This is a genomic window from uncultured Rothia sp. (assembly GCF_963507905.1).
In the GTDB taxonomy this organism is placed as follows: domain Bacteria; phylum Actinomycetota; class Actinomycetes; order Actinomycetales; family Micrococcaceae; genus Rothia.
On record NZ_CAUOUU010000001.1, the window covers coordinates 325,171 to 346,608 of the forward strand.

The 21,438-nt window shown below is 60.9% G+C and carries 16 protein-coding genes and 3 tRNA genes; 9 read left to right on the plus strand and 10 right to left on the minus strand.

All coding sequences use genetic code 11. From position 1 onward, the window contains the following. Positions 1-233: 233 nt before the first annotated feature. The 5 genes from RQ593_RS01380 (at position 234) to RQ593_RS01400 (ending at position 5,507) form a co-directional block, all read left to right on the plus strand. Positions 234-2,078, plus strand: coding sequence for a DUF2079 domain-containing protein (locus RQ593_RS01380; RefSeq protein WP_311449610.1), 1,845 nt, complete (start codon positions 234-236; stop codon positions 2,076-2,078). Between the two features lie 648 nt (positions 2,079-2,726). Continuing rightward, positions 2,727-4,946 (plus strand): DEAD/DEAH box helicase, encoded by a 2,220-nt coding sequence (locus RQ593_RS01385; protein ID WP_311449611.1) that lies wholly within the window; start codon positions 2,727-2,729, stop codon positions 4,944-4,946. A gap of 304 nt (positions 4,947-5,250) precedes the next feature. Continuing rightward, positions 5,251-5,322 (plus strand) — tRNA-Thr (locus RQ593_RS01390). 38 nt (positions 5,323-5,360) lie between these two features. Continuing rightward, positions 5,361-5,434: transfer RNA gene (locus RQ593_RS01395), tRNA-Met, on the plus strand. A 1-nt stretch (position 5,435) separates the two neighbouring features. After that, positions 5,436-5,507: transfer RNA gene (locus RQ593_RS01400), tRNA-Thr, on the plus strand. Positions 5,508-5,697: 190 nt separating this feature from the next. Here RQ593_RS01400 and RQ593_RS01405 read toward each other — a convergent pair. Continuing rightward, the gene (locus RQ593_RS01405) at positions 5,698-6,699 is read right to left on the minus strand and encodes an LLM class flavin-dependent oxidoreductase (RefSeq protein WP_303979844.1); all 1,002 of its coding nucleotides are present in this window, start codon (positions 6,697-6,699) and stop codon (positions 5,698-5,700) included. 236 nt (positions 6,700-6,935) lie between these two features. Between RQ593_RS01405 and RQ593_RS01410 the strand changes: the two genes are divergently transcribed. From RQ593_RS01410 to RQ593_RS01420, 3 genes are all read left to right on the plus strand, one after another. Next, positions 6,936-7,388, plus strand: a complete 453-nt coding sequence (locus RQ593_RS01410) for a MaoC family dehydratase N-terminal domain-containing protein (protein ID WP_294616423.1) — start codon at positions 6,936-6,938, stop codon at positions 7,386-7,388. Beyond that, entirely contained in the window at positions 7,388-7,849 is a 462-nt protein-coding gene (locus RQ593_RS01415) for a MaoC family dehydratase (protein WP_294630352.1), read from the plus strand. The genes RQ593_RS01410 and RQ593_RS01415 overlap by 1 nt, the downstream gene beginning before the upstream one ends. 217 nt (positions 7,850-8,066) lie before the next feature. Beyond that, positions 8,067-9,173, plus strand: coding sequence for a UDP-N-acetylmuramate dehydrogenase (locus RQ593_RS01420; RefSeq protein WP_303979850.1), 1,107 nt, complete (start codon positions 8,067-8,069; stop codon positions 9,171-9,173). A gap of 102 nt (positions 9,174-9,275) precedes the next feature. On the opposite strand, the gene RQ593_RS01425 is transcribed toward RQ593_RS01420, so the two are convergent. Both RQ593_RS01425 and RQ593_RS01430 read right to left on the minus strand, forming a co-directional pair. Then, positions 9,276-10,235: a histidine kinase gene (locus RQ593_RS01425; protein WP_311449612.1), complete on the minus strand. Its 960-nt coding sequence runs from the start codon at positions 10,233-10,235 to the stop codon at positions 9,276-9,278. Between the two features lie 134 nt (positions 10,236-10,369). Beyond that, a complete protein-coding gene (locus RQ593_RS01430; RefSeq protein WP_311449613.1) occupies positions 10,370-11,797 on the minus strand; it encodes an MFS transporter in 1,428 nt (475 codons plus the stop codon). A gap of 308 nt (positions 11,798-12,105) precedes the next feature. Here RQ593_RS01430 and RQ593_RS01435 point away from each other — a divergent pair, with 308 nt between their 5' ends. Further along, positions 12,106-12,402, plus strand: coding sequence for a PGPGW domain-containing protein (locus tag RQ593_RS01435; RefSeq protein WP_005504836.1), 297 nt, complete (start codon positions 12,106-12,108; stop codon positions 12,400-12,402). A gap of 111 nt (positions 12,403-12,513) precedes the next feature. On the opposite strand, the gene asd is transcribed toward RQ593_RS01435, so the two are convergent. From asd to RQ593_RS01470, 7 genes are all read right to left on the minus strand, one after another. Further along, entirely contained in the window at positions 12,514-13,653 is a 1,140-nt protein-coding gene (gene asd, locus RQ593_RS01440; protein ID WP_060824389.1) for an aspartate-semialdehyde dehydrogenase, read from the minus strand. Between the two features lie 95 nt (positions 13,654-13,748). Next, complete coding sequence (locus tag RQ593_RS01445) at positions 13,749-14,399, minus strand: dihydrofolate reductase (protein WP_311449614.1); 651 nt, start codon at positions 14,397-14,399, stop codon at positions 13,749-13,751. Between the two features lie 22 nt (positions 14,400-14,421). Next, positions 14,422-15,303, minus strand: coding sequence for a thymidylate synthase (locus RQ593_RS01450; RefSeq protein WP_049353805.1), 882 nt, complete (start codon positions 15,301-15,303; stop codon positions 14,422-14,424). Between the two features lie 141 nt (positions 15,304-15,444). After that, positions 15,445-16,452 (minus strand): NUDIX hydrolase, encoded by a 1,008-nt coding sequence (locus RQ593_RS01455; RefSeq protein WP_311449615.1) that lies wholly within the window; start codon positions 16,450-16,452, stop codon positions 15,445-15,447. A 252-nt stretch (positions 16,453-16,704) separates the two neighbouring features. After that, a complete protein-coding gene (locus RQ593_RS01460; RefSeq protein WP_311449616.1) occupies positions 16,705-18,978 on the minus strand; it encodes an RNA degradosome polyphosphate kinase in 2,274 nt (757 codons plus the stop codon). Between the two features lie 66 nt (positions 18,979-19,044). Continuing rightward, on the minus strand, positions 19,045-20,109 hold the full coding sequence (gene mshD, locus RQ593_RS01465; protein ID WP_311449617.1) for a mycothiol synthase: 1,065 nt from the start codon (positions 20,107-20,109) through the stop codon (positions 19,045-19,047). A 179-nt stretch (positions 20,110-20,288) separates the two neighbouring features. After that, positions 20,289-20,966, minus strand: a complete 678-nt coding sequence (locus tag RQ593_RS01470; RefSeq protein ID WP_311449618.1) for a response regulator transcription factor — start codon at positions 20,964-20,966, stop codon at positions 20,289-20,291. Between the last annotated feature and the right edge of the window lie 472 nt (positions 20,967-21,438).

Sequence of the window (21,438 nt, forward strand, 5' to 3'; positions counted from 1 at the left end):
AAGGAAACGTACTCACCACACCAGTCTATGCGCCCAAACCGGGCAACAACATCCGGGGCAGATATTTGAGGAATAAGATACAAAAAGTGCAGGAAGGGCAGGTACGCCACTAATGCGATACTCTAAAAGGTAGAGCGAGAACGAACGCCAATACCGGCACGACATAGGCGGTGCGTTCCACTCGCTCCGTGGGCGCCTGTAGCCCGGATACACACCCCGAGAGAAGGACGCCTATGGCAGCGGAAGCACACGAAGCATCCTCGAATACTGACGCCCCTGAACAGAAGAACAGCACCGCCACCGGTGCGGGCCGTACTCAGCGCGCCAAGAAACAGCCGCGTCAGTCCCTCACCGAGCGCGTCAAGAGCATCCGCCCCCTCGAACTACTACCCGGCCTGCTGCTTGCCGCCGCCGTCATGGCGCTGTACACCTACTACTCGCTGCAGCAGGTGAAACACTGGATTACGCCCTCCTGGGACCTGGCGATTTTCACCCAGATGGCGCAGGCGTACTCGCACTTCTCCGTGCCCATCGTGCCCATTAAGGGGCCCGACTTTAACCTCTGGGGTGACCACTTCCACCCGATTCTGGTGCTCCTGGGGCCCATCTACGCGGTGTTCCCCTCGCCGACCACCCTGCTGGTGGTGCAGAACGCCCTGGTCGCCTTCGCAAGCTTCGCCATTGTGCGTTTCACTCAGCGTGCCTTCGCGCTCGCCCAAAAAACTGAAGATGCACAGAAAACTGAAGACGCGCAGGACGCTCAAGCCGCAAAACTTCAGGGTGTTATCCCGACCATCACCGGTCTGCTCCTCGGCGCCGGATTCGCCCTCAGCTTCGGCGTTCAGCAAGCTATCGCCGCCCAATTCCATGAAGTAGCCTTCGCCGTGCCGCTGCTCGCCATGAGCCTCGGCTACCTGGTGCTCGCCTCACGAGTGAGCGGCACCGAACGCGCACGCTACCTCGCCTACGCCTGCTGGTGGGCTCTACCCATTGCTTTCGTCAAAGAAGATATGGGCATTACTGTCGCGGCCATCGGCCTCATAATCTTTATCCGCACCGGCTGGCTGAGCACTGCCGTCGACATTCTGATGCCGCGCCTCTCCGCCGGCACCCCCGCCCCCATGCGCACCCGCATGCAGCAGCTCTACTCCTCCTGGGCGCGCACCCCCGCCGTCGCCGAATCCACCATGGTCATGATTTGGGGCGTATTCTGGTCCGCCGTCGCCATCTACGTGATCCTGCCCTACTTTAATAGCGGCGGAAACTTCGACTATGCCGACAAGGTGAACTTCTCCGCAGCCCTGGGCGACCCCTTCGGCTCGGCACTGCAAATGCTCAGCAATAACACCAAGCTGGCAACCCTCGGCCTGCTGCTCATTACCGGAGCGGTCCTCTGGGTGATTTCTCCTCTGGCGGCAATTGCTCTGCCGACCCTCGCATGGCGACTGCTCTCCACCATGGAATCCTACTGGGCAAGCACCTGGCACTACTCGCTCGTGCTCATGCCCATCGTCTTCCTCGCCCTGCTCGACGCTGTCATGCGGATACGCTACGGCGTGGTTCCCGCAGCGATTCCGGTACGCTCGGCCGCGCGCGCAGCCGATAGCGCCTCCACCCAGGATGCTGGCGTGCCGACCAAACCCGGCCGCCTCACCGCCCTGGCGCGCCGCATGCCCGTATGGGCTCTGCCCGCCGTGGCGCTCTTGCTTGCGGCGTCCCCGATTTTTGTTGCCGGCTCCCAGCAGCCCCTCGCGTCCCTGGGCAACGCACAGTTCACCGCCTCCGCGCTGACCACCACCGACCAGATGAAGCAGGACGCCGTGCAGAAGGTCCCCGAAGGAGTAACGGTCGCATCTGACCTGTCGATTCTGACCCAGCTAATCCCCGGCCGCACCGTCTACTGGATCGGCCACACCGGCGAACCCGCCCCCGACTACGTGGTCATTGACCGCAAGAGCAACTCCTGGGGTGGCAACCCGCCGACCAACGCCGCACAGTACGCGGCTGACCGCTACGGCCACTCCTACGCTAAGTACGCGACCGTCGGCACGATTGATATTGTGCGACGCGTAGACTAGCCCTTCGGTTTAACTTCTCAATGAGCACCCACCCTCCGAAAGTGAGGGTGGGTGCTCGCCTTTAAGAGATGAGGTTTTAAGCACCTTTTTATAGCCCAGGCGGGGACCCTACTGTACACTGGATAGAACACGGGAACCCCCGATGAAGGTCTTGTGCGCACCCGGCACCCAAGGTGGTGCTGGAATTGTAGGTGCGCCGTACTCACCATCACCGATTGATACGCCCCACAAAAATGCGGTTCATACCGTACACGCGGGCTTCTCTTAACGATCTCTGGTCCAGCGTCTTTGCTGCGTCTGCTGTAACAGACACACCACCGCCACAGAGCGGGAAGGCGAATCACCAGGAATACGTGACATTGCATGTGAGCATTACCCACCCTGTACACCCTTGATTCACAGGGACTACTGTGCGCCAAGCGCAGAGTACAAACAGGCGTGCGGATAATGTGCCGAGAAATTCAAGACCACCCCCAGCAAAAGCCGCTACCCGCAGCATCCGCAGAACACCTCTGCAGAATGCGCCGGTAACGGAGGACCCCTGGACGTTCTACTCCCCAGGGGATGATGTGTGGCTGGGCCGTGAAGGGGACACCCGGTAAGCGCCGAAAAGCGTGCGCTATCCACCCCTACCGTATAGAGGAAAAATTGACTGAGAATACTGCTACCCCGGCCGAACTGAACGCCGAGGCAGAGACCGTTGTGACCACTGAGAACACCGCAGAGAATATTGTTGAGAGCCCTGCTGTAGAAGCAGAAGAAACCACCGCAGAAGCTACTGCAGAAGCACCCGCCGCAGAAGAAACCGGTGCAGAAGAAACCGCCGAAAAGGCTGAAGAAGAAGGCGTACGCTTCACCGACCTGGGCCTGGACGCTCGCGTCCTGGCAGCCCTGGAAGAGGTAGGCTACGAGAAGCCGTCCCCCATTCAGGAACAGACCATCCCCCTGCTGCTTGAGGGCCACGACGTGGTTGGTCTGGCACAGACCGGTACCGGTAAGACCGCAGCATTCGCGCTGCCGGCACTGTCCCGCATGGCTGAACTTGCCGACATCAACGGCGTCTCCCGCGACACCCAGGTCCTGGTCCTGGCACCCACCCGCGAGCTGGCTCTGCAGGTTGCAGAAGCCTTCTCCTCCTACGCAACCCACATGGAGGACTTCACCGTCCTGCCCATCTACGGTGGCTCCCCCTACGGCCCGCAGCTGGCCGGTCTGCGCCGCGGTGCGCAGGTCGTCGTCGGTACCCCCGGCCGCGTGATTGACCACCTGGAAAAGGGCTCCCTGGACCTGTCCAACCTGCAGTATCTGGTACTCGATGAGGCAGACGAAATGCTGCGCATGGGCTTCGCTGAAGACGTGGAAAAGATCCTTGAAGGTACCCCCGACAACAAGCAGGTTGCCCTCTTCTCCGCAACCATGCCCAACTCGATCCGTAAGATTGCTCAGCAGTACCTGAACGACCCCGTCGAGGTTCGCGTCAAGGCTAAGACCACCACCAGTGCAAACATCACCCAGCGCTACATGCAGGTCATGCACTCCCACAAGCTGGACGCAATGACCCGCGTGCTCGAGGTTGAAAACTACGACGGCATCATCGTCTTCGTGCGCACCAAGAAGGAAACCGAGGAAGTTGCCGACAAGCTGAAGGCACGCGGTTTCGCGGCAGCAGCGATTAACGGTGACATCCCCCAGCAGCTGCGTGAGCGCACCGTTGACGCCCTGCGTGACGGCCGCATCGACATCCTCGTGGCAACCGACGTGGCGGCACGCGGTCTGGACGTTGAGCGCATCTCCCTGGTCGTCAACTACGACATCCCCCACGACACCGAGTCCTACGTGCACCGCATCGGTCGTACCGGCCGTGCAGGTCGCGAAGGTGCCGCAATCCTCTTCGTCACCCCGCGTGAGAAGTACATGCTGCGTCAGATCGAGAAGGCAACCCGCCAGAAGGTCGAGCCGATGCACATGCCCACCGCAGAGGCAGTGAACGAGACCCGTAAGCAGCGCTTCGCACAGCAGATTACCGAGACCATCGAATCTGAGGACCTGAGCTTCTTCCGCGAGATTATCGAGGACTACGAGAACGAGCACGACACCACCGCTGAGGACATTGCAGCTGCACTGGCTGTTATCGCCCAGCAGGGTCGTCCCTTCTTCCTCGATGAGAGCGAAGATATCGCCAACAAGTCCCGCCCCTTCTCTGATGAGGATTCTGATCGCGGCGGCCGCAAGGCAAAGCGCGGACACAACGACGAGGGCATGGTCAACTACAAGTTGAACGTTGGCCGTTCCTCCCGCGTGACCGCAGGCGCTATTGTGGGCGCACTGGCTAACGAGGGCGGCATTAAGGGCTCCCAGATTGGCTCCATCGACATTCGCCAGCACTTTACCATTGTTGGCCTGCCCGAGGACCTGCCCCGCGACTTCTTTGATCGCCTGCGCGACACCAAGATTGCTGGCGAGTTCATCAACATCCGCAAGGACAACGGTCCCAAGGGTGGCGGCGGTGGCCGCAGCTTCGGTGGTGGCCGTCGTGAGGGCGGTTTCCGCGACTTCGATCGCCGCGATGGTGGTCGTCGTGAAGGTGGCCGCCGCGAGGGTGGTTACCGCGGTAACCGTGATGGTGGCCGTGACTTCGGCGGTGACCGCGACTTCAAGCGTGGCGGCCGTGATTTCGGTGGCAAGCGCAATGATCGTGACTTCGGTGGTCGCGACTTTGGTGGCCGTGATAACCGCCGTGAGGGTGGCTACCGTGGCAACCGTGATGGTGGCCGCGACTTCGGTGGCCGTGATAACCGTCGCGATGGCGGCTACCGCGGTAACCGTGACGGTGGCCGTGATTTCGGCGGCCGCGGTAAGCGCTACTAAGATTTCGGCTAAGCCCGGATCTGCGGTGCGAGGGGCTTGCTGAGGCTATCGGCTAGCAGCCTTGTCATCCGCAGATGATTCAAAGACCGGCAGGGGAGTGATGAGCTCTCCTGCCGGTCTTTGTGTATCTGTGTGTTGATGTGTTTGCATCAGCTGCTGCGGTGGTTCCCGATCAATACTGGGGCGCTCTGTCGGTGCTGGGCTCTCGGGCGGCAGCGTGGAGAACAACCAAGCATAAATGTGGCGTATGCCATAGATTTTCTACTTGCGAGCATTCGTGAAGACCTGTATAGTTTTACCTGTTGCCCCGATAGCTCAGTGGTAGAGCGCCATCTTGGTAAGATGGAGGTCCCGGGATCGATTCCCGGTCGGGGCTCTCTCATTAATTCATGCGAGAGCACGTATTAATGATGTGGCGGTGTAGCTCAGCTGGTTAGAGCGCACGACTCATAATCGTGAGGTCGACGGATCGAGCCCGTCCACCGCTACGCCCCGATAGCTCAGTGGTAGAGCGCCATCTTGGTAAGATGGAGGTCCCGGGATCGATTCCCGGTCGGGGCTCAGATAAGCCTGTCTCTTCGGAGGCAGGCTTTTTTGTTTGCCTAATGTGTGCGCCTCAAGCCCGGTCTGCAGGTGCCCGGCGCGCGGCTCGACACCTGGTAGAAGAGCATGCCGGGTAGAGCATGCCGGGTAGAGCAAAGCCCCCGAGAGAAAAACTCGGGGGCTTCGTCTTTATGCTCTGATCAAAGCGTTAGGAGGCGCGGCGCACCACCGGCAGCTGGGACAGCAGCTCGTAGGAGCGCAGGCGGTCCTCGTGCTCCCACGCCTCGGTCATGACGATAAGCTCGTCAGCGCCCGTGCGCGCCACCAGGTCCTCAATACGAGCCTGCGCGGTGGCGGGAGAGCCTACGATTGCCTCAGCGGTCATGCGTTCAACGTGCATCTTCTCCGCGTCGGTCCAGACGGCGTCCATATCTTCCACGGGAGGTGCGAAAGACAAATTGCCGCGCACCACACCCAGGAAATGCTGCTGCTGGGTCGTGTACAGGTAGCGTGCTCGCTCATCGGTATCGGCGAGCATCGCGGTTGCACCCACCATGACGTAGGGCTGTTCCAGGTGCTCCGAGGGCTTGAAGTTCGCGCGGTAGGTGTCCACCGCCTCCTGCAGCATTGCGGGCGCAAAATGCGAAGCGAATGCGTAGGGTAGACCCAGCTGTGCGGCAAGCTGCGCACCGAATAGGGAAGAACCCAGAATGTACAGGGGCACATTCGAACCCTGACCGGGAATGGCGTGCACGCGGTGCATGGGGGAGGGCTCACCCAGGAAGCGCTGTAGCTGCTGCACCTCGGCGGGGAAGCTCATGGCGGCAGAATCGTCGCGGCGCAAAGCGGCGGCGGTCATCGGGTCAGTGCCGGGCGCACGGCCCACACCCAGGTCAATACGACCCGGGTGGAACGCGTTGAGGGTACCGAATTGCTCCGCCACCACGTAGGGTGCGTGGTTGGGGAGCATAATGCCTCCCGAGCCCACGCGAATACGCTCGGTTGCGGCGGCAATCTCCGCCATGACCACGACGGTCGCCGAGGACAGCAGGGAGCCGGCATTGTGGTGCTCGGCGACCCAGAAACGCTCGTAGCCGTAGGACTCAGCCGCGCGGGCGGCATCGATGGTGTTGAGCATGGTCTGGTGCTGACGCTGATCGGGGCGGTGCGGCATCAGGTCAAGTACCGAAATTTTTACGTTGGAAGACATAACTTTTCCTTCTTGATTGATTGCGGGTACTCATTCAGCCTACGCCTGCTTGGGCTGTACGGGTAGGGGCGCGCCGGGCGCCTTCGCTAGCAGGTAAAAAATGCGACGAAATACTACACGCCTGCATTCTGGTTGCCTGCATGCCGATTACCTGCACAGTGGTCTGTCCACTCTATGGTCTGTCCACTCTGTGCGTTCGAGCTGAACACTGTGCATAAGAGCGGTAGACTGAAATCATGAGCATTAACCCTGAGATTGTGGGCAGAGTCTACTCGTCCGAGAACATCTACGTTGTCGGTCGTGAAAAGATCCGCGAATTTGCCCGAGCAGTTCACGCAGAAAACCCCCTCCACCACGACGTTGAGGCAGCCCGCGCGGCAGGGTACGCAGATGTGATCGCCCCGCCGACCTTCGCCATTATCCTGGCGCAGGCAGCCGACGCGGCACTCATCAACGACGATTCCGCCGGTATTGATTTCTCCCGCGTGGTGCACGCCGACCAGCGCTTCACTCATCACCGCCCCATCGTTGCCGGTGATGAGTTGCGCACCGAAGTTCACGTGGACTCCGTGCGCGTGATGGGCGCCGGCGCAATGCTGACCACCCGCGAAGAAATCGTTGACGCGCAGGGCGAGCCGGTCACCACCTGCATCTCTTCCCTGCTGGTTCGTGCTGAGGAGGAAAACTAATGGTGCGTTTCGAAGATCTTGAAAAGGGCCAGGACATCGGTTCGCGTACCGTGGAGCTCTCCCGCGCTTCGCTGGTGCGTTACGCTGGCGCATCCGGCGACTTCAACCCGATTCACTGGAACGAGCGTTTTGCCCAGTCTGTGGGCCTGTCCGGCGTGATTGCTCACGGCATGCTGACCATGGGTACCGCCGTGCAGCTCGTGAGCGACTGGGTTGGCGACCCCGGCGCAATCGTGGACTACCAGACTCGATTCACCAAGCCCGTTCCCGTGGCGGATGCACCCGGCGGCGAAAACCCCGACACCCCCACGAACGCCCTGACCATCAGCGGTAAGGTGGGTGCCTTGAACGAGGAGGAGCGCACCGCCCGCATTGACCTGACCGTCACCGCTCGTGATGAGGAAGGCAAGGAGCAGAAGGTTCTGATGAAGAGTCAGGCTGTGGTTCGTTTCTCGGCATAGATTTTCTGTGTGTAGATAATGTGTGAAAGCCCTGGCGCTACCCGATGCGGTGGTGCCGGGGCTTTTGCGCGCCCGGCTGCATGTGTGGCAGTGGGGTGGTGGCGCTTCTTCTTTGTGGGAGGCGCGCCGGAAAATGAAGGCAAAATCACCATAAGGTTTTCGTGACTTTAACGCGTGGTGGGTATTGACCCCGCACAACGACCGGTATTCTTAACCTATGACTGAAAAGCTGTTGAGCGAACTGACCACCGCCCAGGTAGGCGGCCCCGCTAAGACCTACGTCCGCGCCACCTCCGAAGCAGAAATTATCGAAGCAGTCTCCGCTGCAGACGCCGCAGGCGAACCCGTCCTCATCGTGGGAGGCGGCTCCAACCTGCTGGTTTCCGACGAAGGCTTCAACGGAACCGTCGTGCACATCGCCTCCGAAGGCGTAGAGGTTCTGCCCATCCCCGCATGCGGCGGCGCGAACGTGCGCGTGCAGGCAGGCACCATCTGGGACGACTTCGTGAAGCTCAGCATCGAGAATGAATGGGTCGGCCCCGCGGCTCTCTCCGGCATTCCCGGCACCGTGGGTGCAACCCCCGTGCAGAACGTCGGCGCATACGGCGTTGAGGTGGGCGAGTTCATCGCCTCCGTACGCACCTGGGACCGCGAAAAGAACACTCAGAAGACCTTCGCGAGCGCAGATTTGCGCTTCGGCTACCGCGACTCGGTACTCAAGCGCGCAACCGTCAATGGCTCGCCCCGCTACGTGGTGCTGACCGTTGATTTCCAGTTCACCCTCGGTAGCCTGTCCTCCCCGATTCGTTACGCTGAGCTGGCGAGGAGCCTGGGCGTTGAGCCCGGTCAGCGCGCCGAATCCGCTCTGGTACGCCAGAAGGTGCTGGAGCTGCGTGGCTCCAAGGGCATGGTGCTCAACCCCGAGGACCGTGATACCTTCTCCACCGGTTCCTTCTTCACCAACCCGATCGTTCCGCGTTCTACTCTGGAGTCCCTGCCCGAGGGTGCCCCGAACTTCCCGGTGGTCGTGAAGACTTCCCCGTTCACCGCGGGTGTTGAGGACCCCGATCACGTGAAGCTTTCGGCTGCTTGGCTGATTCAGCACGCAGGCTTCGATAAGGGCTTCGGTCTGGAGGGCGAGTCCCGCGAGATTGCTCAGGGCCGCGCAAGTCTGTCGACCAAGCACACCTTGGCGATTACGAACCGCGGCGGCGCATCCGCTGAGGATATCTTCGCTATTGCCCGCGCTGTGCGCGACGGCGTGCGTGAACGTTTTGGCGTGACCCTGGTTCCTGAGCCTGTCGTGGTCAACGGCGAAATCTAAACGCTTAACTTCTCGCCTCTCGTGGCGTGAGGACGCATAGAATAAACGCTTCGGGCGGTCTCTTCATCAGAGACCGCCCGAAGCGTCGTATTGACCGCTGAGCTAGTGGCGAGGTGAAAAGACGCGCGCCTGCCCCGGCAGGTAGGGCCTGCGCTTGGGCGCTGTGCGCGTTGCCGCCAGGGGAGCGGCAGGCAGGTGCTCCATCAGCACCTGAACCGCCAGGGGAAGCTTCAGCGGCGGGCTGGGGGCGTGGAAAATCGGCTTATGGCGCGTGGGACGGTACGGGTAGTATTCCGCGTCCTCGCTGTGGGACCAGACAAGGTTGCCGAACTCGCCGGGAACGGGGGAGAGCACGTTGGCGTAGTAGGCGCGCGTCTGCAGGTCGGCACGCTCGGAGGTGCCGGTAGATACGCCGCTGGGTACGCGGTCCTGCTCAATGATGAGGGCGCGGACCATGCCGCCTACGGTGCTGACCGCGTTCACGTGCAGGGCGAGCAGGTCCCCGTCTTTGTGATCGACCTGTACCTGCCCGTCCGCGAGGATTCGGGCGCCCATCGTGATGCTGCTGGCGATGCCTTCGCAGAGGGCGCGGATGAGCGCCATACGTGCCGGGTAGAGGTCTGCGATGTCCCAGCCGATGAGGGCGGGCGCGGCGGAATTGCCTGCGTATTCCTCGCAGGATTCGTAGGCGGCGACGTCCACGTAGCCGCGGGCGATGGGCTCGCGGTCGTAGGGGCGGCCGTCGCGCTGTTCCCAGAAGCTGAGGGCGGTTGCGGTAAAGACAGCCTGGCCGTCGCGTACGGCGATGCTGAGCGTAAAGTCCTGCGGGTAGCCGTTTTTGGTGCGCGGGCGCAGGGTGATTGCGCGGGTGTATTCGTTGAATTCCTCGGGCCAGTCCAGGTAGTAGCTCATTTTTGCCCCGTCGCCACGGTGCACGGTGAGTTCGCCCGGCAGCAGCATGGCTTCGGGCACGCCGCCGGTGCGTTCGGCGGCGTAGTGTTCGCTCACGGGCCAGGGGCTGAACTCTGTGCTGTAGAGGTTGGAGAGGAAGGAATCGAGCATAGAACGTATCCTCTCATAGTTTGAGGTTGTGGTGCATGGTTAGAGGGCTTAAATGACAAATGAGCTGTCCCTTCTGACTGCTCGGAAAGAGTGTTCAGAAGGGACAGCTCATTGTGTAGGGGGCGGGCGGCTCGTTAGAGGGATTCGCCGCGGCGTTCAGGCAACAGGAACACGGTGGTTGCCGCTACCAGGAACGCGGTGGAGAAGAGCGTAAAGAGCAACGGGGTTCCACCGAATGCGACCAGCGGCGGCACAATGAGCGGTGCCGCGATGGAGGCGATACGACCGATACCGGCGGCGGCACCGGTGCCGGTTCCGCGCAGGTGGGTCGGGAAGATCTCCGGGCTCAGGGCGTAGAGAGCACCCCACGCGCCGAGGTTGAAGAAGGAGAGCATGCAGCCGGCGAGGATAATGAATACCTCGGCGTGCGCCATACCGTAGCCGGCAGCCGCCAGCGCGGAGCCGAGCAGGAAGGTCGCCAGGGTTGCGCGTCGGCCCCACTTTTCGATGAGGTAGGCAGCGACCGCGTAGCCGGGCAGCTGAGCGAGGGTCATGATGAGCGTGAACGCGAAGGACTTCACGAGGCTGAAGCCCTGGGCATTCAGTAGCGCCGGAATCCAGATGAACGCGCCGTAGTAGGAGAGGTTGATGCAGAACCAGATGACGCACAGGGCGATGGTCTTGCGGCGCTGACCGGCAGCCCAGATCGAGTGGATCTTCGCGGATTCTGCGTTGTCGGTGCTTTCTGCCGCGCCATGTACGGAAGCGTCTTCGGTCTGCTTCTTATTGGTTCGGGAGAAGAGCGCGGGGGACGCCTCGAAGCGTTCAACGATTTGGCGAGCCTGGTCGTGCTTGCCGACCGACTCCAGGAAGCGTACCGACTCGGGGGTTCCCATACGGATCACAAGCGAGTAGATGGCGGGAATCAGACCGATGGCAAGCGCCCAGCGCCAGCCGTTCGCCTGCGGAACGATGAAGGTGCCGATGAGAGCGGCGAGGATCCAGCCCAGAGCCCAGAAAGCCTCCAGGGCGACCACGACGCGGCCGCGGATAGCGCGGGGCGAGAACTCAGAAATCAGGGTGGATGCCACGGGAAGTTCCGCGCCCAGACCCAGACCGACCAAGAAACGGAAGACGAGCAACACGCCCAGGGAGGTCGCCAGGGCGGAGGCGCCGGTCGCCAGACCGTATACCAGCAGGGTGAGGGCGAAGATGTAGCGGCGGCCGAGCTTATCGGCGAGTAGACCGCCGAAGGTTGCGCCGAGCGCCATGCCGGCGAATCCGATGGATCCGAGCCAGGAAGCTTCGGTGGGGCTGAGCTGCCATTCCTTGATGAGTGCCGCCATGACGAAGGAGATGAGGCCAACGTCCATGGCGTCCAGCGCCCAGCCGAGACCCGAGATACCCAGGAGCTTGCCGTGGGCGCGGGTGAAGGGCAGGTTTTCGAGGCGTTCGTTGAGGGTCGGTGCGGCGTTGCGTTCAGTAGCGGGTGCAGAGGTACCAGCGGGTGCAGCAGCGTTGGTGCGGGATGAGTCCGTTGATACGGGACGAGGGGAGGACACGGTAGTGGGTCGCTTCCTTAGTGTTTAGGCGTAGTGCCGGGTGAATTGTTCCTTTACAGTGTATAAAGGTACTTTCGACTTGAACACTATTGAAACGAAAAAATTTTGAAGATGACGGAAAAATCTCAACATGAAGAAATCTTTCACAGCCGCCATTCAGCAGTGAATGCTATTCTCTAACCACCGCCGCCCGGTGAAACTCACCTACGGCACGTTTGGAAGGACCACCCCTGAAAACCATTGAAGATGAAGTCAAAGAAAGCGAAACCAGCCGCTTTCACCGCTGGCTCGAAGCCCGCAAGGAGCGCATGCACGCGCATCCGGTCATGCGTCATCTCTACAAGCCCCTCGTCATCGGCGTGGGCGCCTTCTGCTTTATCGCCGGACTGATTATGCTCGTCACCCCCGGCCCCGGCTGGCTGTTCATCTTTATCGGCCTGGGCATTTGGGGTACCGAATTCACCTGGGCACGCCGCGCCAATATTTTCATGAAGCACGTGGTGCTCACCGCCTGGTACCGCTACCGCGCCTGGCGACAGCAACGCAAGGAACGCAAAGCTGCACGCAAAGCAGAACGTAAGGCGGCCGCCGCAAACCAGCGCTAACCCAGCTCTCATTAACCCGGTCCGCGCAAGATATACGCAGACACAAAAGCCCTCGCTCCCATCCGATAAGAATGGTAGCGAGGGTTTTTTGTTATAGCTTGTCAGTGAGCTTTAGAGCTTGCCAATAGCAATCTGCAGCATGCGGCGAATCGGCTCAGCAGCACCCCAGAGCAGCTGGTCACCCACGGTGAACGCGCTAATGTACTCGGGGCCCATCGCGAGCTTACGCACGCGACCAACCGGAATCTCCAGAGAACCGGAAGCAGCCACGGGGGTCAGCTGCTCCATGGAAGCCTCACGCTCGTTCGGCACGAAGCGAACCCAGGGGTTGTCCTCAGCGATGATGCGCTCAATCTCCTCGAGCGGCAGGTCCTTCTTGAGCTTGATGGTCAGCGCCTGAGAGTGCGAGCGCATCGCAGCGATACGGACGCACAGGCCGTCCATGGTGATCTTCTCGTCCTCGGAGCGGCCCAGGATCTTGTTGGTCTCAACCTCAGCCTTCCACTCCTCGCGGGACTGGCCGTTACCCAAATCCGAGTCAATCCAGGGAATCAGGGAGCCGGAGAGCGGCACACCGAACTGGGTGGAATCCAGCTCACCGGAACGCTGCTTCGCGAGAACCTTGCGGTCGATGTCCAGAATTGCGGATGCGGGGTCGTTCAGCTCCTCGGAGACCTCGTTGCCCAGGTCGCGGAACTGTGCGAGCACCTCGCGCATGTGGCGGGCGCCGCCGCCGGACGCTGCCTGGTAGGTCATGGAGGTAGCCCACTCGACCAGGTCATTCTTGAAGAGGCCGCCCAGACCCATCAGCAGGCAGGAGACGGTGCAGTTACCGCCGACGAAGTCCTTCACGCCGGATGCCAGGCCGCGGTCGATGACGTCGCGGTTGATGGGGTCCAGCACGATGATAGAGTCATCGTTCATGCGCAGGGTGGAAGCTGCGTCAATCCACAGGCCGTCCCAACCGGCCGCACGCAGCTTCGGGTGCACAGCCTCGGTGTAGCCACCGCCCTGAGCGGTCACAATAATCGAGTGCTTACGCAGCTCGTCAATGTCGTATGCGTCCTTCAGCTCGGACGGCTCAATCACGCCGTCGAAGGTGGGCGCTGCGCCACCAACATTAGAGGTGGTGAAGAAGACGGGGGTAATGCCCTCGAAGTCGCCTTCCTCAACCATGCGCTTCATGAGGACGGAGCCCACCATGCCGCGCCAGCCAACAAAACCTACAGAGTCACCGGGATTAAAGTTCATGGTTCCCAGTGTACTCTCAGGCTGGCGGGTGCGGACTGACACCGTACAAAAAATTTGATATTCGGAACGGTCCGGTACCGGCACGTGCGCGAGAGCTACAGACGCTCCAGGCACTGGAACGAGAAGTACATGGGGTTCTTCGTGCCCGACTCATCGAGCAGGTAGCCCTTCTCGCTCTTCTCCCAGGCACTCTCGGAGGTGACCCGCCAGTACCCGTTCGGGGAGCTGCCCTCGCAGTTACCCGCAGAATCTGCAAGCTGCAGTTCGGGCGCTCGCGTATCGCCGGTGATCTCGTTACCTTCCTGGCAGTAGAAGAGAGTACGCTCCACCGTCTCTACCCGACCAAAGGCGGGCAGGTCGGTGCGGGAGAGCGCCTCCGCGTACACGGAGCCGCCACCAATAATCCAAGCATCAACTTCGGCGGTATCTGCGGGGGTATCTTCGAGCGCCCCGCCCGCAGCGTCACGCGCAGCGTACAGCGCCGCATCCAGCGAAGGAACCCACAGCGCACCATCGCGTTCTTCCGCCTCGGTCACCGAACGGCTAATCACAATATTCGTACGGCCCGGCAGCGGGCGAAAACGCGGCGGGCACGACTCCCAGGTGCGGCGACCCATAATCACCGGAGCACCCAGCGTCACCTTCTTGAAATGCGCCAAATCCTCCGGAGCGTACCAGGGCATATCCCCGTTACGACCAATGATGCCGGCATCAGTTTGAGCCCAAATAGCGCCCAGACGGTACATTATGCCTCCTTACAACCTGCAGTTAGACCGCAATCGGGGCGGCAATACCGGGGTGGTGCTTATAATCCACCAGCTCAAAGTCTTCATACTCGTAATCGAAAATAGAAGGCTTCTTGGTCTTAATAACCAACTTCGGGTATGGGTACGGTTCGCGCGGCGGGTAGGGGTTACCCTCCGGGTCGGTGCCGTAGCCCAGCTGCTTCTTCACCTGCTCCAGGTGATTCGAGTAGATGTGGCAGTCGCCGCCGGTCCACACAAACTCGCCCGGCTCCATGCCCACCTCCTGCGCAATCAGGTAGGTCAGCAGAGCGTAGGAGGCGATGTTGAAGGGCACGCCCAGGAACATGTCCGCGCTACGCTGGTACAGCTGGCAGGACAGCTCTTTCACACCGTCCTGGCGTTCGTGCACGTAGAACTGGAAGAGCGCGTGGCAGGGCGGAAGCGCCATGTTGTCCACCTCAGCGGGGTTCCACGCCGAAACAATATGGCGGCGCGAGCTCGGGTTATTCTTCAACGAATCGATAACCTTCGCAATCTGGTCAATCGTGCCGCCGTCGGGGGTCGGCCACGAACGCCACTGCACGCCGTACACCGGGCCCAAATCGCCGTTCTCATCAGCCCACTCATCCCAAATGGTCACGCCGCGCTCCTGCAACCAGCGCACATTTGAAGAACCGCGCAAGAACCACAGCAGCTCAATGGCAACGGACTTGAAGTGCACGCGCTTGGTGGTAATCAGCGGGAACGACTCACGCAGGTCAAAACGCATCTGACGACCAAACACGCCGAAGGTGCCGGTGCCGGTACGGTCGGAACGCTGCGCATCCGCCGCAATGGCGTCCTTGTTCTCCTCGAGGATTTCGCGCAGAAGATCTTCGTAAGGGGTGGGGATTGCATGAGTCATAAGAAAAACCTTGAATCCTGTTAGTAGGCGTCAGAAGCGGCACAATCAGCCGCCCCTCTATTGTAAAACTCTCGAAGATGTACGGATATAGCAAACGCGCTGAGCATAAAGCCCAGCGCGCTCGCTATCAGGGTATAAAAACTAGTCCAGGGCCGCGCGTACTCGCTCCACCGAGACAATACGCGGGTCATCACCCTCAGTCACCTGCAGAACCAGGGTATCGCCGGGCTCCAGGTACGGGTCCTCGGTCGGAAGAACCTCCGCGGAACCCTCAAACAGGTACTCACGCAGAACATCCATCACCCGAGGCAGTACCGGGCGGTGCGTGCACAGCAGCGAGGAAGAATCCTTATCGAACAGGGACGCTACGGTACGGGCAACACGCGCCGGGTGACGCTGGGCGCCCGCCTCAGACAGGGACTTCTTCTCCTTCACCGACACACCATAATCCACCGAGTACGGGGTCACAGTCTGAACGCAACGCAACCACGGGGAAGAAATAATGCGGCTCGGAGCCCACGCCGCAAAGAGACGGCTAGAAGCCAGTGCCTGGCGCTTGCCGGTCGCCGCAAGCGGACGGTCATCCTCAGCGGCCGCCCAGTTCGAACGCGGCTTAGCCTTCGCGTGGCGGGCAATGAGAATCGGGCGGGTGCGCAGCGCATCCGCCTCAGCCAGGGCTTCCAGAGATTCCAGAGGCGCCAGGTCATCATGATTGGTCAGCAGAGCGCGGGCCGCGTCAGTGGTGACCCAGCGCAGCTCATCCACTTCACCCTCATCAGCCAGGGCGCGGGCACCATCGGGCAGCTCAGCAGCCCAGTAGAAGACATCCTTCGGGCGGCCACCCACCGGGTAAGACGTCACCGCCAGGGGCACGCCCAAAACAACCTGCAGGCCGACCTCTTCGCGAATCTCGCGAATAGCGGTCTCTGCCAGGGACTCGCCCGGATCCTGCTTGCCCTTAGGCCAGGACCAGTCATCGTAGCGGGGGCGGTGAATAATCAGAACCTCAAGCGCACCATCGCGCATGCGCCAAATCAGTGCGCCAGAAGCAACAATATCCGCAGTGTTTGTGGGGGCGCGGTCAATGCTGTTGACCGCATCAAAACGTCGTGCCGAGTAGTAGACGGAGGGGGAATCCAGCGGTGCCATATCTCTCTCTCTGATCCTCTTCGCTAGGCTACGCACAATGCCAACGGGCACCATGCTCCGCGTCTAATTGTAGGGGAGAGAACGGTCAAGTTGTAATCTCAACGTAACCTGTTGTTCACTTTTGCGCTAAGTGCACTAGTCCACCGCACGTTTTTGCGCGACACGCGGAAAACCCCGCCTGCCCCACGCCATAAAGCGCGGAAACAGACGGGGTTCACCACCAGAAATCACCGGCAGGTCAGCGGCAAATCCTTAGACCTTATCCACCACGTTCTTACGGGAACGCGAGCTCAGGTAGTACGACTGCACATCCTGCAGGGGGTTGCCCTGATCATCGGTGTCGTGGCGGGTCCAGTTACCCTCAGAATCCAGGTGCCAAGTACGCGAAGAATCACTCATGTAGATGGTGAACATGTCACGCAGGTACTTCACGTGGCGCGGATCCTTCACCGGTACCAGAGCCTCAATGCGGCGGTCCAGGTTGCGGTGCATCATATCGGCAGAGCCAATGTAGACAATCGGATCGCCACCGTTCTCAAACGCAAACACGCGCGAGTGCTCCAAGAAGCGGCCCAGCACCGAACGGACGCGAATATTCTCGCTCAGACCCTTAACGTCCGGGCGCAGCGCGCAAATACCGCGAACCACCACATCCACCGGCACACCAGCCTGCGAAGCACGGTACAGCGAATCAATGATGGCCTCATCCACCATGGAGTTGCACTTAATCTGAATCTTCGCCGGACGGCCCGCCTTGTGGTTCTCAATCTCCTGATCAATACACTCAATCAGGCCGCTACGCAGAGTACGCGGCGCCACCAGCAGCGACTGGTAGTTGGTCTTCGGCGCGTAACCGGACAGCTGGTTGAACAGGCGGGAGACATCCTCACAGATCTGCTCATCACAGGTGATAATGCCCAAATCCTCGTAGAAACGAGCGGTCGACGGGTGGTAGTTACCGGTACCAATGTGCGCGTAACGACGCAGGTGGTTACCCTCGCGGCGCACCACCAGAGACAGCTTGCAGTGAGTCTTCAAACCCACGATGCCGTACACCACGTGCACGCCCGCGCGCTCCAGCTTACGAGCCCAGGAGATGTTGGCTTCCTCATCAAAGCGAGCCTTAATCTCCACCAGCGCCACAACCTGCTTGCCAGCCTCCGCCGCCTCAATCAGCGCATCCACGATGGGGGAGTCGCCACTGGTGCGGTACAGGGTCTGCTTAATCGCCTGAACACGCGGGTCAGCGGCAGCCTGAGCCAGGAACGCCTGCACACTGGTCGCGAAGGAATCGTAGGGGTGGTGCAGCAGCACGTCGTGGTCGCGGGCGGCAGCGAACACGTCCGCAGCCTTCGCCGTCTCGGTGGCGTTGAGCCAGCGGGAAGTGTGCGCAATGTGCTTGGGGTAGTGCAGAGCTGGGCGGTTCGCACGAACAATCGCGCTCATGCCGCGCAGATCCAGCGGAGCCGGCAGGCGGTACACCTCAGACTCATCAATATTCAGCTCAGAAATCAGCAGATCCAGGATGGTCGGGTTGATGGTGTCCTCAACCTCCAGACGGACCGGCGGACCGAAACGACGGCGCAGAAGCTCCTTCTCCAGAGCCTTCAGCAGGTTCTCGGCGTCGTCCTCTTCCACCTCGAGATCCTCGTTACGAGTCACGCGGAAGACGTGGTGCTCCACAACCTCCATACCCGGGAAGAGGGTATCCAGGTGCTCAGCAATGATGTCTTCGAGCGCAATGTAGCGGCTCTCGCGGCCAGCAGTGTTGGCGGCACGAGAACCATCCACAGAGACCATACGGTCCAGCTGATCGGGCACCTTCACGCGAGCGAACAGCTCCTTGCCGGTCTGCGGGTTACGCACCAGCACTGCAAGGTTCAGCGACAGGCCCGAAATGTACGGGAAGGGGTGCGCCGGGTCAACCGCCAGCGGGGTCAGAATCGGGAAGATGTCCTGCATGAACTCCTGACGCAGACGCTGCTTAGCGTCCGTATCCAGGTCGTTCCAACCCACGATACGGATGTTCTGCTCCTCCAGAGCCGGCAGCACCTGGTTGTGGAACACATCAGCGTGACGAGCCTGCAGTTGGTGAGCGCGTTCAGCGATCTCTTCCATCTGCTCCTCGGGGCTCAGACCGGCAGCCGAAGGAACCGCCAGACCGGTCGCAATGCGACGCTTCAGACCCGCCACACGCACCATGAAGAACTCGTCCAGGTTAGATGCCACAATCGCCAGGAAGTTCAGACGCTCCAGCAGGAACAGGTTCGGGTCCTCCGCGAGCTCCAGCACGCGGGTGTTGAAGTCCAGCCAGCTGCTCTCACGGTCAAAGAAACGCTCCGGACCGAACTCCTCTTCAAGGCTGAAGTAGGAGCGCTTCTCGCCCTTCTCAATGCGGTCACCGCGAGATTCGGCGCGCTCAATCTTCGAAATATCGTGGCCAATGTGAATGACACCGGTCATGGGCGCAGGCTCAGACGGCTTGGGCTTAGGCGCCTTATTCAGGCCATTGGGGGCGGGTACCATACTGTACTTGCCTTTCTGATCGGGGATAAGTCGTGAAGAAGCACGCCGGAGACGGCGCACAGAAAACTAGGCGGCAGGCTCATCCTGCTGCGCGGGAGCGTACATGCGGTCAACCGTCGCCACACCAAAGCCCAGGGACGTGTAGAGGGCGTAGGCGGCGTCATTATCGGCGTCCACGTACAGGTCGATGGCGCGCAGCGGCTCGCCGTTCTCATCCTCAGCGCATGCAAGGTACGCCAGCGCGCGCAGAGTGAGGGTGCGACCCAGGCCGCCTCCCTGCGCCTGCGGGCTCACGCCCACCACATAAATCTCGCCGGAGGGGGACAGCTCGCCCTGCTCCTGACCGGTCGGGATCTTCGTCCAAGTGAATGCCGCAATGGCGGAGTCATCATCCACCTCGGAGGCGATGAAGAAACCCTCGGGACGGAACCAGGGGGAGCCGGTGCGCTCGCGCAGATCAGCAAGGGTGAGCTTGCCCTGCTCCGGGTGGTGCGCAAAAGCAGCGGCGTTCACGCGCAGCCAGGGGAATTCGTCCGCGCCGGTGAAGGTACGCATCCGCAGGTTTTCCGGCAGGGTGCGCGCATCGGAGCGTTCCACAAGCTCTTCGCGGGTCTGTGCGTCCAGGGGCAGAACCATCTTGTACAGCACACGTACCGGCTCGAAACCGTGCAGGGTCGCGAACGCGTGGGCGGGGCTTTCAATGCCGGTGTCGGTGGCGCTGCCGTGAACCCAGAGGCGGTAGCGGGTCGCGTCATCGCCCAGCTGGCGGACGGCGTGGTCGAAGAATGCGCTGCCTGCGCCTTGTCCGCGGTATTCGGGGGCGACGGCTGCCTCAATCACGCCGGTGTCTTCGTCGTTGGCGGGGGTGAGCGCCACAAACACGGCGGCGAGGGTGCCGTTATCCTCGGCGACAAAGAAACGCGGAGGGGTCAGGGTGCTTTCACGCAATGCCTTGCTCAGCTCGATGCGGGTCTGCTCAGAGAACGCCGAGACGCCGTCATGGCGGGCAACCTTCTGAGCGAAGGAATCGAAGCGTTCCAACAGCTCTTCGGTGAGCTGCGGTTCCGCGTAAACAAGGGAGCTTTCAGCGGGCAGGGTGGAGGAATCGGGTGTCTGGTTGTGTACCATCATCGCCTTCTTTCGTAGCCTTCTGATTCAACTCTACCGGGGATAGTTGCTCTTTGGAGAGTTTGCTCTTCGTCCTGGGCGAATATGACAAGAACCGGAACATTTACACATTCTGGTACTCGGCTCAGCGGCGAAGCTACTTAAGAACGGGCACACCAAAACAGCGGTTGGCACCGAAAAATTTAGCGGGTGCTGTTGAAGGAATAACCCACGTTACGCACGGTCGAAATCATCTGCTCGTATTCGGTGCCGAGCTTGGAACGCAGACGACGCACGTGCACGTCCACGGTGCGGGTGCCGCCGTAGTAGGAGTCGTAACCCCACACCTCAGAGAGCAGCTGGGCACGGGAGAAGACGCGTCCGGGGTGCTGAGCCATGAACTTGAGCAGTTCAAACTCTTTGAAGGTCAGGTTCAGCGCGGTACCGGAAAGATGTGCGGAGTACGCCTGGGTGTCAATAACGAGGTTGCCCGCGCGCACGATGCGCTCTTCGGTGTTCTCTTCTTCTGCACCGGCGTCGCTCTTGATGGCGAGGCGCAGGCGCGCATCCATTTCGGAGGGGGAGGCCTGGTCAGAAACAATATCGTCAACCTGCCAGGAGGCTGCAACCGCCGCCATACCGCCTTCGTTCAGGAGCGCGATGAGCGGCAACTGTACGCCGGCGGCGCGCAACAGCTGGGCGCATTGGCGTGCCTGTACGAGTGCGGTGCGGGCGTCGACCATGAGCAGGTCGAAAGCCTCTGATTCGAGTGCGGTGTGGGTGGTGTCGAGCGGGAAGACGTGTACCTTGTGGCTGAGTAGACTCAGCGAGGGGATTATATCCTGCGCGGCGGTATCGCTCATGAGCGCAATACGGTACACACCCTCTCCTTTCCCGGTAAAATATTAGGCTCTTTCTAGTGTACTCGCCCGCCTATGGTGCAGCTGTGGAGGCGGTAAAGAGCAGGAGCAGATATCGTATACCGGACTGTTTACTCGTCCGTCTGCGCAGGTCGCTGCCGATAGCTCTGTCCAGTATGTCTTTAGCACCGATTCTGCACCCTTTTCAGAGGGAGTCTATGGTAGGTTTAAGGCATGGAAAACAATCTTATGGCTCTTGAAGCTCTCTTCATGTCGCTGATGGCTATTATCTCCGTGTGCATCGGTATCGGTGCATTCGCAGTGTTGCGTGGCCTCTTCAGCGGACAGAAGTAGTCTTCCCGCACAGAGCAGAAGCATCGCCCACACAGGGCTTTAGGCGGTTGCCTCATACGGTTCGTACCGCCTCGCCAATGACGGCGTAAACCCCCACCGGTCCCTTCCGGTTGGGGGTTTTCTTTATGTCGCCCACCGC

Bases quoted from the DNA above. Each gene is read 5' to 3' on its own strand.
- RQ593_RS01380 (WP_311449610.1), top strand. From the start codon at position 234: ATGGCAGCGGAAGCACACGAAGCATCCTCGAATACTGACGCCCCTGAA.
- RQ593_RS01405 (WP_303979844.1), bottom strand. From the start codon at position 6,699: ATGTCTTCCAACGTAAAAATTTCGGTACTTGACCTGATGCCGCACCGC.
- RQ593_RS01410 (WP_294616423.1), top strand. From the start codon at position 6,936: ATGAGCATTAACCCTGAGATTGTGGGCAGAGTCTACTCGTCCGAGAAC.
- RQ593_RS01415 (WP_294630352.1), top strand. From the start codon at position 7,388: ATGGTGCGTTTCGAAGATCTTGAAAAGGGCCAGGACATCGGTTCGCGT.
- RQ593_RS01420 (WP_303979850.1), top strand. From the start codon at position 8,067: ATGACTGAAAAGCTGTTGAGCGAACTGACCACCGCCCAGGTAGGCGGC.
- RQ593_RS01425 (WP_311449612.1), bottom strand. From the start codon at position 10,235: ATGCTCGATTCCTTCCTCTCCAACCTCTACAGCACAGAGTTCAGCCCC.
- RQ593_RS01435 (WP_005504836.1), top strand. From the start codon at position 12,106: ATGCACGCGCATCCGGTCATGCGTCATCTCTACAAGCCCCTCGTCATC.
- asd (WP_060824389.1), bottom strand. From the start codon at position 13,653: ATGAACTTTAATCCCGGTGACTCTGTAGGTTTTGTTGGCTGGCGCGGC.
- RQ593_RS01445 (WP_311449614.1), bottom strand. From the start codon at position 14,399: ATGTACCGTCTGGGCGCTATTTGGGCTCAAACTGATGCCGGCATCATT.
- RQ593_RS01450 (WP_049353805.1), bottom strand. From the start codon at position 15,303: ATGACTCATGCAATCCCCACCCCTTACGAAGATCTTCTGCGCGAAATC.
- RQ593_RS01455 (WP_311449615.1), bottom strand. From the start codon at position 16,452: ATGGCACCGCTGGATTCCCCCTCCGTCTACTACTCGGCACGACGTTTT.
- RQ593_RS01460 (WP_311449616.1), bottom strand. From the start codon at position 18,978: ATGGTACCCGCCCCCAATGGCCTGAATAAGGCGCCTAAGCCCAAGCCG.
- mshD (WP_311449617.1), bottom strand. From the start codon at position 20,109: ATGATGGTACACAACCAGACACCCGATTCCTCCACCCTGCCCGCTGAA.